Here is an 11,718-nt window from a genome sequence, read left to right as displayed (position 1 = left end):
TGGAACATTAGTCGTTGATCAAAATACAAACACTGAAGTTAAATTATATATTGCAAAAGGTGCAGTTGCATTTGATCATTCAAATTCAATTTCAGGAAATAAGAATATAGATATTCTAAAGAAAAAAAATGTAAAAAACAGAAAACTGGTTTTTCAAAAGAAAGAAATAAAAGAAATAAATAAAGCTAAACAAAGCAAATCCGTAGCAAAAGAAATTAAGAGTCAATATTTTGTAACATTAATAGACCGGTTGCATTTCTTCTTTAACACAAATAAAAATTACGGTAATTTATTTCTTCCTGTATCTAACAATACCTACAAATCAGCTACTGTTCATCAAAGTATTTTTTACATTTCTCAACAGTTTTTGTCAAAAAGACAAAGAACCATTGCGTATAAAGCAGATTATTACATACATAAATCTACAAGATATTTCGCAATTCGTCCACCTCCGAAATTCTACATTATCTAAGAAATTTCAAACAATAAAAAAATTTAAATAATTGTCTTAAAAACAATGATAAAAAAAATATTAATATCAACTTATATGCTGTTTTGCGTATCTATTTTTTCGCAAGTCGGCATAGAAACAGCCTATCCTAAAGGAATCCTCCATATTGATGGTAATAAAGATAATCCCAAAAATACCTCAACACCAATATCTACTGCACAACAGGCAAACGATGTGGTAGTTTTGCAAAATTCAGGCTGGGTTGGAATAGGTACTACTGCTCCAACTACCAGTTTAGAGATTAACAATGGTGCCACAAATGGTGCCATCAAAATTAAAGATGGTAATGAAGGCGCGGGTAAATATCTAATAAGCGATAATGATGGTTTAGCAACTTGGGTTAAACCCAATTCATTTAAATCTCCAGTGATATGGACCTATAATGGCACTCCACAACAAGTTTCCGTAACTGGAGCAGTGGATGGCACTGGTGGATATTTGCAAAGCGGTAACAGAACATATAGCTATCTTTCACTTTCTGGAGTTACTTCTGGTAAATGGATTGTGAATGTAGGGCTAAGATTGTCAACTTCAGCAACACTCAGCAACGCATTTTGGATCCATGCTAATCTATCTTCTTCAAGTACGACACGCTCAAATACAGGATGGAATAATTTAGGACCAGCAGGCAATTCTACTGGTTATGCAAGTGTCATTTACGGTGATGGCACTGCGAGTAACGGGAAAGGTTTTTTTACGGGAACATCTATTATTAATGTTACCTCTACCACTCCAATTACTTTATATCTGTTATTAGAAAATACGGGACAGTGGGAATTTAACACATCCTCACCAGAAAATTTTTTCTTTGCAATTCCTGTTAATTAGATTTCCAAACAAGTATAAAAATGAAATCAATGAATAATAAAATACTTTATATAGTCTCTCTATTCCTTTATTCCTTAATTTTTGCTCAAAGTGGAAAAGTTGGTATCGGAACAAATAATCCTCAGCAAGTTTTACATATTGACGCTGCAAAAAATACTGTGGCAGGAGCCAATATATCAGATGATGTTGTGGTTACATCTCAAGGTTATATGGGAATAGGAACTGTTACACCCAGCAAAAGATTAGAAATTAATAACACAACTCCCGGTGCAGTAAAAATTGTTGATGGTACACAAAAGCAAAATGCATTTTTAATGAGTAATGCAAATGGTGTAGGTTCGTGGTATCAACAAAGCAGTATCAAACCAACAGTTTTAGGGGTTTGGAATAGTAGTTTATTTATCTCATCAGATAATACAGGTGGAACAAAGAATCTAAGTGTATCAATTGATTTAACTCCTGGAGTATGGGTGGTGAATTTTGGTGCAACCTTTAAAATGGGTAATAATGTAAGCCCTTATTGGCTTCATCTTTACTTATCCGATTCTACCGGAAGCCGAACCAAAACAACTTTTGATTTTTTAGGGAGTGGTGGGAATAACACAGGATATGCGGGCTTAATGACCTCCAGTAAAACATTGAATATTGGAAATGCAAATCTTATCAGTGGATCATCAGTTATTAGAGTTAATCAGAATACAAAACTTTGGGTTTTAGCTGAAAATATTTACAGTACAACACCTGCTATAAATTGGAATTTTAGTGGAGGTAACTGGGAAAACTATTTTTATGCAATTCCATTAGAGGGTAATTAATTTAATCTCAAACAAATGAAAAAATATATTTTATATAGCTGTACATTATTAATAAATTCTTTTGCCTTTTCGCAAGTGGGAATAGGCACTACAAATCCTCAAGGTGTTTTTCATGTAGATGCTGGAAAAAATACCATAGTTGGAGGTACTTCTTCTAATTTTAGTGATGATCTTACAATTACGGCAACAGGTAATGTTGGTATTGGTACGCTTTCACCGAGTACAAAATTAGAATTGAATTCCACAACAGCTGGAGCAATTAAGATTGTTGATGGAACAGAAGGTGTGGGAAAGGTTTTGGTAAGTGATGCTGCTGGAGTTGGTACTTGGCAGACAATTCCTGTTTTTAAATATGTTGTAAATGGTAGTTTTAGTCCCGCTGCAACTATAATTTCGGATAATACAGCAACACAAAATAAATTTACTAATGGATTTATTGTTTTAAATAAAGGAAGATGGCTTGTAAACATTGGATTAAGTATTAGGCTCAATAGTGTTGATGCGAATACTAATGTCAATCCTTATTGGTTGCAACTGTATCTTTCTGATACTACTTCAGGCATCACCAATACTCAATTTTCTTATGTTAGTAATTCCGCAAACAATTTCGGAGGAAATATGATTCGAAGTTACTCTCAGAATTTCAATTTCATCAGTGGTTTTAATATTATAGATGTGCCTAATGACAACACAACGATATATATTTTAATCCAAAATGTACAACAAGATTCTTATGGGAAAGATATAAACTGGAACTTTAGTACATCAAGCTATGAAAATTACATATACGCTATTCCAACTAATTAATCTATTCTGAAAATAAAGAACAAAGCTATTTTTATTAGGCATGAAAATGTATGCTCAAAGAGTACCACAACAAAACTCATATAAAAATATTTTTAATGAAGTTACAATAAATCTTTGGAGTTGCTAACTTTGTTAAGACACAATTCTTATACTCTTTAACTTTAAGAGTATGGAAAACATCAGAAAAAATTACAGTTTAGAGTTCAAGATCCAATCAGTATCTTTAAGTGAGCAGCGAGGCAATGTATCCTCGGTAGCTGAAGAATTAGGGATTTGCAAAGAAAGTATAATTAATTGGCGAAAACTTCACAAAGAAGGCAAACATTGCCGAAGATCAAAATTAAAAGGTAATTATAGGAGCAACGAGTTCTTATGCAGATGGTGTTTTAGTATTAGAATCCTTAGAAAAAGCAATGGTTTTACCACAGGTACAGAATGTAAACGATATACCGCAACCTGCACCAAGAATGATGGTTTATGTAACAGGAACTGGCCCAACTCCCAAAAAACGTCTTGCCTTTTTTAATGGCAAAACATGGTCTTTTTGGGAACCACAACCATAATATGTTATAACTTTTACATACTGAAACTAGTTTAAATTTTCAGATAACATACTAGGAATAAGTTTATGATTTGGGAAATAATTAATAGATTATTTGCATAGAACAAAAGTTTTTTAAGGTGAGTAAAATTCTCACCTTTTTTTGTTAATTGGTAGATGTTATATAGACACTACAACTCCGCAAGGAAGATTATTTTTTAATATTTCTGAAAAGGATCTACTCAGATTGTAGAATCCTGCAAAACTGACCATTTAAATCCTGTCAAATACATCCGAAACTTCCTACTCAAATAATTGATTGGGGAGATGGTAAAAGAAAAATTAATGAGTTTAAAAGGAATAGGAGTAATATTATTAGGAGCATTAGGAATGATGATGATTATGCTCCTTATTGATATTAATTTTTATAATGACACAAGTTATACAAAAGGTGAATTGAACAAAATAATATTTTGGGCATTCATAAAAGGTTTGGTATTTTCTGTTGGAGTTAATATAGCAAAAAATTATTTTTCTAAGTTAAAAGACAGATAGATAGCTTATTTGGAATAATAAAAACTCCTGCATTTTGCAGGAGTTTTATGTGCTTAAAATTCACACTGGTTAGGAAATTTTGGAGAAACGTAATGTTGTAATTTTTATAACCCTGCAATAAAAAATATCTTTTTTTCCGAATTTATATTGAGAGAATTTATAATTCTCCTCAACATAAATGAGTAGGCGAAGCCGATTTATGCGCAATTTTTTACCATCGCCATCAAACTCTTTAATAGTCGGAAAAAACAATTTATTTCTTCCCTTTTTTGAAATCCTGATAGCCTTTATAATAGACCTCTAATGATTTACTGTCTTTCGGGTTCGACTTCTGCCACGCCCTTAGAACCTGCGACTGTTCTACATAGCTATCCCATTTTGATTTTTCTACAATTACATTTCCGCCCTGGTTAATTTCCTGAAGAACTTCGCCCCTGATCTCCTGTTTGGTGCGTACACTTTCTTTATAATATTTTATTCCGGAATATGCCCCGAAAATTGCCAATCCCCAACCTGAGAGCATGACAAACAGGGAAATATACAGCACAGGTTTATAATGCTTAAAATAGTCTTTGTACGATTCCAGTTTCTTCAGATCTTCCGGAGAGATCCCAACCTTGATATCCATAACGCTTTCTCTGAGTTCTTTCAGGCTGTGATCGATCAGCTCTCTGCTTTCTCTCAGTTTTTCATCCATGCCGGAAACTCCGGAGTTTAAGTTGTTGGATTCCCTGTGCAGGGCTTCCGTTGTGGTTTTGAGCTGTTCCAATAGCTCCACTGGGTTAAGCCGTCCGGAACCTGCATTTTGATTGGTGTTCTGATCTTCCATAATGGTAATATTTTTTTACTGTTTATATTCTTTACATTGACATTCCTCTGTCTTTTCCGATGCTTTTTGCAAGGTCTAAGGCGATTTCCTTAATCTTTAGTTTCGGGTCGATATCGCTTAATTTAAAACCCTGTTTCGTTACTTTTTCCAAAACGGAAGGATTCATATTGATATCGGCTTTCGGGATGATCCTTGCCCCGTTTAAGCCTTTGGAGTTCTCGCTGATCTGCATAATATATCCCCGATTATCCATGCGGTCTACTAAATCTCTCAGGCTTTTACTCTGTCCTTTTTCCTGAAGAAGCACATTTTTAATTTCCGCTTTCTTCTCTCCAGTGATCTCCTGTGCGGTCTTCCAGTTCCGCTCTTTCGATAATACTTCAGCGTGTCCGGATGCTCTTTCCCCTATTTTATGGCTCGTTACCTGATTTTTACCGTAATAATCAATGCGGTTTGCGATAATATGCAGGTGCTTATCATCCGTACTTTGGTGCAGATGCACTAAGTATTGATTATTATTACCGATTCCCTCCTTTTTCAAATAGTCCTCTGCCAATTTCCCCCATTCCTCCAGACTTAAATCCTTACTGTATTCTTTTGGGGGTGATATCACAGCAGTAACGTATTTATTCTCTGTTCTTGTATTCAGATCGGCAACCTGTTTAAATTCTTCAAAAAGCTCTTTCGGCTTCTCTCCGGATAGTCCGTTCCGGCAGACTTCCACACTCTGCTCCTTGTCGCTCTGTTGGTACTGGATGGATTTGGAACTTACATTTCTCGTGGATGCTGATATTACCATTTTACCTGTCCTTTAATTCCTTTGATCGCTTCTTCGATCTCCCTGAGCAGTCCGGCTCTTTCTTCAGGCGTGAAAATTTCCTTTTTCATATAATTTCCGATTCTCCGGAAATTCGTTGCATATTCCGTCAGCATAATGTTTTTTTCATAGTCCGGAAGTTCTTTTTCAAGCAGAATTATTCGGCTGTAATCGGTGAGCTTCAGCTTTTTTTTATCCGCTCTTTCTTTTAGCTTTTTCATTTCCTGCACCGTAAAACGAAGCGCTAAACGCTCCGATTTTGGGGCGTTTAGTTTCGGACGACCTCCGAGTTTTCCTCGTTCTCGATATTGGTTTTGTCTATCAATTTGCTCAAATCCCTCAGCAAATAATGCTTCCCAATCTTCTGTATTTTGATCTTCCATAATTAAACCTGTTTTATTATTTTTACAGTTCAAAAATTATTCTTCTGATTTAGAAAATTTTTAATCAACTGGCTCTCCAAAATGGAGAGCTTTTATTTTTTCTCCTTTGTTTTTTCCGACTATAAAATTTGTAAAGGTGTACTCTAATCCTTAACGGTTGGTTTGTCCGTTTATGACGATAGGAATAAACCAAGTTGTCCTTTTGTGGCGAAAATCGGAATCGTAGCGGAGCGTAGATGTAGGTTTTTGACGTCAAAAGGTACTACTTGCCCTTACTAATTACATATTTTTTAACGCTAATTTACATAATTTCCTTTTATCATGCAACATAGCCACATTTTTTACAGGTACAGCTCCCTTACATTCCGGAAGATCGCCCAGCTCTACAAATTACTAAATGACTTAAAAAAAGTAATACTTCAGATCAGCTCATCACTCCGGAACCGAAATTGAAACACTCCAAACATTCTGCAAAAATAAAGTCCAAAGAGATAAAGCTGAAGAGAAAAAATGAAGCCTGTTCCGGAAGCAATATCGCTCTGATCACTCGCCCGACAGCTCATCGATTGATCACATGTTTAATAGAATTTATCTATCATAAATTATTATGCATGACATAGCAACCGCCCGCCCAAGCCGATTGAGAAAAACTGGTTTTCGCTCTTTTTGTTTTTCTTCCACTCTGCACATGACACAATGACAGGAAAAATTTTCGCTCCAATAGAAAACCTAAAAGTCCTTTTGAACAAACGTATTTTTTAAAATATTTATTATCTTTCTTATTTTGTTATTTTAAGGCTTTGTAATTGATTAATATATAGTGTTTTACAATTTTAAAAACCAGTTTTTATAAGTTAAAAACCAGTTTTTATAAGCGAAAAACCAGTTTTTATAAGTTAAAAACCAGTTTTTATAAGCGAAAAACCAGTTTTTATAAGTGTTAAAACAAATATTATAAAACAGTATTGTTTTTATTACTGGTTTTTATATATTTGTGCTATAATCTTGATACTATGGAATTAATGGACGTCAGCAAAAATGATAAACTAATTTATCAACACAATGTTATTACTTCAGGTCGCTATGACTACTCTGCTTGTATGCTTGATATTCTTTTTATGGTGCTTTCCTGCCTTGAAAAAGATAAATTGGAATACACTATCCATGTTCATGATATCGAAGCGATAACAGGGCGCAAATGGAATTTAAAACAACTAAGGGAAGCAACTGAAAGTATAGGTTCTCGGATGTTTGAAATTGAAACTCCGAAAAAAATCTCTCAATTATGGCTATTCTCAAAAGTTGATTACTTAATTGGGACTGGTTCTTTTTCAGTTAAACTAAATGACGAAGCCTTGCCCTATTTCTTTGAATTGAAAAACAATTTTACTGCTTTACAGTTAAAATCCGTTTTAAATTGTTCCTCGAAATACGCAAAACGCTTATACGGCATTGCTTGTCAATGGCGGAGTATCGGAAGTAAGCGTTTTGAAATTGTAGAGCTTAAAAAAATGCTCGGACTGATCGACAAAAAAGGGAATGAACAATTTGAAAGAATAAGCCAGTTCAAAGAATATGTTTTAGATATTGCTAAAAAACAAATTAATGAAAATTCAGATATTGAGATTGATTTTGAACTTAAAAAGAAAGGTAGATCTTTTGAATGGGTAACTATACATATAAATTCTCAAAAGTTTAAGCAGTTAGAAATTGATTTTGAAAAACCTCTAAATATTCAAAAATTCGCTTCAAAATTGGTTACCTATGGTTTTAATCAGGAACAGGCAGAACTCATTGCCGGAAAAGAAAAAGAAAAGGACTTTGACATTTTAATTACAGAACTGAACGAAAAGATCAGACAGAGAAAACTGAAAATTGAAAATTCCGTCGGATATCTAATTGGAATATATCAGAAAAAAGGAATACTTCCTGTAAAAAATTAAGCTATGAAAAATTATACAACTAAAGAGGTTGCAGAACTACTTGGCGTCAGCGAACGGACAATTCAGCGACACATAGCGACACTTATAGAAACCCTAAAAACACCTAATAATAAAGGATTTACAATTCCTGAAGATATTGCAAATTTACTATTATCGCGACACCAAAACGACAAAACAACGACAGAAAGCGACACCGAAAATTCAGAGTTTCCGTATGTAGAATATTTTACTGAAGAAGAATATGAGGAGTTTAAAAAACGTATTACCGAATATCCATTTCTTAAAGAACAAATAAGTATCTCTCAAGAATATCTTGAAAGTTTAAAATCTCAGATAGAATATTTCCGGATGTCTTACCATAGACAGTTAGACATCCACGAAAAACTCATTGACAGTGTGAAAGAACGCAACTTTATCGAAGCAAAGGAAAAAGGATTGGATAATCCTTAATCCGTTGCTTTGAAAATAAAATAGTCCGGTATCTGAACTTCTACATTCTTTTTAACTGTTACGGAGTATATAATTACTCCAGCTAATAAAATTAGCGTTCCCACTATTGCGACAGGGTGGGGTTTCAATTGTTTAATAAAATCTTTCATATTTATATATTTTTCTTTTTAAATAAATAGTTCCATTTTTCCAAAAGTACAATCGGCTTTTACGAAAATCGTTTTTGCTTAATTTCTTCCGGAACAAATAGAAAAAATCTTCAGTTCTCCCGAAAGGACACGTTTTTGCTTTTCTCTACAAATACTATGAATAAAGACTTTGCAAGTATATTGTATAGTTTTTAATAAAGTTGTGACGCATTCGGAGCATGGTTGTGAGATAAAGATAAATTTTGTTGATATCCGTCTGTTCCGCAAGGTATCACCACCTTTCAAAAAGTTCTGTTACATTAAAATAGTCACCATTTTTTTGACCCAATTTTGCGCAATTCTTTTGCCTGAGAAATTTTGAACTAAGGAGCAACGAATGACAAGCGTTTTGAAAAAACGAGAAGTCTGAGGAAGTGACGGCTGAAAAATTTCACTGGATGGATATTTAATTTTTCTTTCTTAAATTCGCACCAATAACATTTACGGTAAAAAATTAAAGCATTTGCTTTCTTGTCTTAGAAAACTGGCATTTTCAAAGAACACAAGAATATGCAATGCTCACGCTCCGGCATGGGTTTCTATGTTTATTTGTGTTCGGGTATGCCAGTACCTCTAAGGCAGTAGACATAGTTCCACGCTTTTTTTGTGCCTAAAAATCAAGTATGAAATGAATCAGTTTAAAATACGACACATTTTGTCGCTGTTCTGATATAGTTTTACCGTAAAATACTCGAAAAAATATGGGGTTTTTTACCTATTTCGGAAATGAATATTTTTATTTATAATTGTCGCCAAAATCACAATTCACACAATGAGAAATTTTTATTTTAAATACTTTTTCCTCTGTTTAGGCCCTTTGGGATTCGCCCAGATTCCTAAGTTCCCGACTATGGAAAATCCCAATCCCTCCACTTTTCAGAATTATTCTGATCAGAAATTTACCAATCTGAAAATAATACTGTTCCCTCAGTTCTCCAGAACTACAACAGTACTCCTCAATCATACCAACAGGATGTAAAAGATATCAGGCGGTTTGAACAGGAACAGACAGAAGCCGAAAGAGCTGTACGTTTTTCAATAAGTTTGTGTATTCAAAACGTAATGCGTAACTTTACAGCATACAATTTTTTTCACAAATAGCAAAAAGTAATGATATATTCCATAACGCATAAAGGATTAAAAAAATACTGGACGAAAGATGATGTTAGTAAATTACCTTCAGAAATGGTTGATAGAATACGTGAAATTTTAGATATTATTGATAATGTTGAAGAAATACCACAAGATTTTGACCCTTTTAAGGGGCTTAGATTGCATCCATTAAAGGGGAAATTAAAAGGTTTTTGGTCTGTGGATGTGACAGGTAATTATCGCATTATTTTTAGATTTGAAAATAAAAATGCTTATGATTTAGATTTATTAGATACTCATTAAGAATTGTAGAAACTGTAAAATAAAATTTTAATTATATGAAACCTTTAATCCGTGCTATTAAGCACAATACGCATCCTGGTGAAATTATTTCGAGCCAGATTATTAAACCCAATAAATTAACTGTTGAAAGAACTGCTAAACTCTTAGGTATTACACGACCCACTTTATCCAATATTGTTAATGGTAAAAGTGTAATTACTCCCATTATGGCAATAAGAATTTCCAAAGTTTTTGGTGGTAATGCAGAGTTTTGGATTCGCTTACAAACCTCTTATGATTTAAGAGAAGCTGAAAAAGAGTTTAAAGAGAAGCATATTGAATTAGATAAATTCGAATTTGCTTAGATATTAATAATAAATTTGTTATATTATAAATAAACAAAAAAGACAGAATTCTAAAAAACTGTCTTTAATTAAGATAACAATATAATTCTCTCTCATCAGAAATGATAATCTAAAGATAAAAAAATAATTGTAAATTCAGTTACTTAAAAAGTAATATTTTATGTACAAAGATATACATATAGGCCATTTAATCTTAGTAAAATGGAAAGAATTAGATTTCTCTATTGAAAGGGCTTGCAATTTTTTTAAAATAAGTAAAACAGATGTTGAAAATATGTTCTCACAAAAATCATTAGACACCGAGTTGCTCTTGAAATGGAGCAAATTACTAGAATATGATTTTTTCAGAATATATAGCCAACATCTTATTCTTTATTCTCCACCAAGTAAAAGAACCAATGCTGAAAGTTTGAAATCAAAAAAACTTCCGGAATTTAGAAAAAATATTTATACACAAGAGATCATTGAATTTATATTAGAGCAAATAAACTCTGATGAAATGAGTAAAAATGAAGTAATAGAAAAATATAAAATTCCAAAGACTACATTACATAAATGGATTAGTAAATATTCAAAATGAGACCAGATTATAAACGCATCTATCTTGATATTCTTCAAAAAAAATATCCAGAAAAACTTGATGAATGCAAGCCAATTCTTTTGAATGATAATTTTTCATCAATAGATATAAATAAACTTAATGAAATTATTTTTGGAAAAAAAACAGAGAATCAAAAATTTAAATCTTATAAAAGATCAGATATATTAAAAATTTTAGATTATCAGAAAAAGCATAAATTAAATAACATTCAATTGGCGAAACATTTTAAGATGAGTAGAAATACAATAACAAAATATAAAAAAATCTACAAATAATTTTTTAAAAAATTATTTGTAGATTAGTATGAGCGAACAATTTTAATCTTTTTTTTAATAAAAATCTAACCACACTATATAGTTAGATTTTATTTTGAAATTATATTAACGTTCAATCTAATGTATTTTTCTTTTATTTTCTATAAATAACGCTTATCTTTGCGAGTTTAAATCTTGATTTGATTTATACAAAAAATACAAATGAAAATTATATTAAGCAAAGCAGATGCAGAAATTCTTTCAATTTTTAGAAGGAGTTTTTGTGTCGCTTTTTTATTTATATGTTTTTTCTTTAATGCACAGATTTTTATATCCAAAGATGCAACACTATACATCACACCTGGAACATTAGTCGTTGATCAAAATACAAACACTGAAGTTAAATTATATATTGCAAAAGGTGCAGTTGCATTTGATCATTCAAATTCAATTTCAG

At 32.4% G+C, this 11,718-nt stretch carries 17 protein-coding genes; 14 read left to right on the top strand and 3 right to left on the bottom strand.

Annotation, left to right across the window (positions count from 1 at the left end):
- The 6 genes from BW964_RS22660 to BW964_RS22050 form a co-directional block, all read left to right on the top strand.
- A partial coding sequence (locus BW964_RS22660; RefSeq protein WP_167369809.1) for a hypothetical protein occupies positions 1-472 on the top strand: 472 nt, incomplete at its 5' end.
- A 45-nt stretch (positions 473-517) separates the two neighbouring features.
- Positions 518-1,339 carry a hypothetical protein gene (locus BW964_RS22070; RefSeq protein WP_076510749.1) on the top strand — a complete coding sequence of 274 codons (822 nt, stop codon included), beginning with the start codon at positions 518-520 and terminating at the stop codon, positions 1,337-1,339.
- A 29-nt stretch (positions 1,340-1,368) separates the two neighbouring features.
- On the top strand, positions 1,369-2,154 hold the full coding sequence (locus tag BW964_RS22065; protein ID WP_123912046.1) for a hypothetical protein: 786 nt from the start codon (positions 1,369-1,371) through the stop codon (positions 2,152-2,154).
- Positions 2,155-2,169: 15 nt separating this feature from the next.
- A complete protein-coding gene (locus tag BW964_RS22060; RefSeq protein ID WP_076510745.1) occupies positions 2,170-2,961 on the top strand; it encodes a hypothetical protein in 792 nt (263 codons plus the stop codon).
- 169 nt (positions 2,962-3,130) lie between these two features.
- The gene (locus tag BW964_RS22915) at positions 3,131-3,487 is read left to right on the top strand and encodes a transposase (RefSeq protein WP_076510743.1); all 357 of its coding nucleotides are present in this window, start codon (positions 3,131-3,133) and stop codon (positions 3,485-3,487) included.
- Positions 3,488-3,829: 342 nt separating this feature from the next.
- Entirely contained in the window at positions 3,830-4,057 is a 228-nt protein-coding gene (locus BW964_RS22050; protein WP_076510741.1) for a hypothetical protein, read from the top strand.
- 253 nt (positions 4,058-4,310) lie between these two features.
- On the opposite strand, the gene BW964_RS22045 is transcribed toward BW964_RS22050, so the two are convergent.
- Genes BW964_RS22045 through BW964_RS22035 form a run of 3 tightly spaced genes read right to left on the bottom strand, consistent with a single transcriptional unit; the run spans position 4,311 to position 6,086 of the window.
- Positions 4,311-4,886, bottom strand: a complete 576-nt coding sequence (locus BW964_RS22045; RefSeq protein ID WP_076510739.1) for a hypothetical protein — start codon at positions 4,884-4,886, stop codon at positions 4,311-4,313.
- 31 nt (positions 4,887-4,917) lie between these two features.
- Positions 4,918-5,685 (bottom strand): relaxase/mobilization nuclease domain-containing protein, encoded by a 768-nt coding sequence (locus BW964_RS22040; RefSeq protein ID WP_076510737.1) that lies wholly within the window; start codon positions 5,683-5,685, stop codon positions 4,918-4,920.
- Entirely contained in the window at positions 5,679-6,086 is a 408-nt protein-coding gene (locus BW964_RS22035) for a plasmid mobilization protein (RefSeq protein WP_076510735.1), read from the bottom strand. Before BW964_RS22035 ends, BW964_RS22040 begins: the two co-directional genes overlap by 7 nt.
- 1,013 nt (positions 6,087-7,099) lie before the next feature.
- Here BW964_RS22035 and BW964_RS22030 point away from each other — a divergent pair.
- The 8 genes from BW964_RS22030 to BW964_RS21995 all read left to right on the top strand — a co-directional run.
- A complete protein-coding gene (locus BW964_RS22030; protein WP_076510733.1) occupies positions 7,100-8,029 on the top strand; it encodes a replication initiation protein in 930 nt (309 codons plus the stop codon).
- 3 nt (positions 8,030-8,032) lie between these two features.
- A complete protein-coding gene (locus BW964_RS22025) occupies positions 8,033-8,479 on the top strand; it encodes a helix-turn-helix transcriptional regulator (RefSeq protein ID WP_076510731.1) in 447 nt (148 codons plus the stop codon).
- A gap of 960 nt (positions 8,480-9,439) precedes the next feature.
- Complete coding sequence (locus BW964_RS22020) at positions 9,440-9,646, top strand: hypothetical protein (RefSeq protein ID WP_062703497.1); 207 nt, start codon at positions 9,440-9,442, stop codon at positions 9,644-9,646.
- 131 nt (positions 9,647-9,777) lie between these two features.
- On the top strand, positions 9,778-10,062 hold the full coding sequence (locus tag BW964_RS22015) for a type II toxin-antitoxin system RelE/ParE family toxin (RefSeq protein WP_062703495.1): 285 nt from the start codon (positions 9,778-9,780) through the stop codon (positions 10,060-10,062).
- A 35-nt stretch (positions 10,063-10,097) separates the two neighbouring features.
- Complete coding sequence (locus BW964_RS22010) at positions 10,098-10,406, top strand: HigA family addiction module antitoxin (protein WP_062703493.1); 309 nt, start codon at positions 10,098-10,100, stop codon at positions 10,404-10,406.
- Between the two features lie 160 nt (positions 10,407-10,566).
- Positions 10,567-10,986, top strand: a complete 420-nt coding sequence (locus BW964_RS22005; protein ID WP_073067011.1) for a transposase — start codon at positions 10,567-10,569, stop codon at positions 10,984-10,986.
- The gene (locus tag BW964_RS22000; protein WP_076510729.1) at positions 10,983-11,282 is read left to right on the top strand and encodes a transposase; all 300 of its coding nucleotides are present in this window, start codon (positions 10,983-10,985) and stop codon (positions 11,280-11,282) included. The genes BW964_RS22005 and BW964_RS22000 overlap by 4 nt, the downstream gene beginning before the upstream one ends.
- 201 nt (positions 11,283-11,483) lie before the next feature.
- Positions 11,484-11,718, top strand: a 235-nt coding sequence (locus BW964_RS21995) for a hypothetical protein (RefSeq protein WP_139325915.1), incomplete at its 3' end; no start/stop codon positions are given.

The sequence above is a fragment of the Chryseobacterium shigense genome (assembly GCF_900156575.1).
Lineage (GTDB): Bacteria > Bacteroidota > Bacteroidia > Flavobacteriales > Weeksellaceae > Chryseobacterium > Chryseobacterium shigense.
The sequence above is the reverse complement of the archived record's forward strand: the minus strand, read 5'-3'. Positions and strand labels throughout refer to the sequence as shown.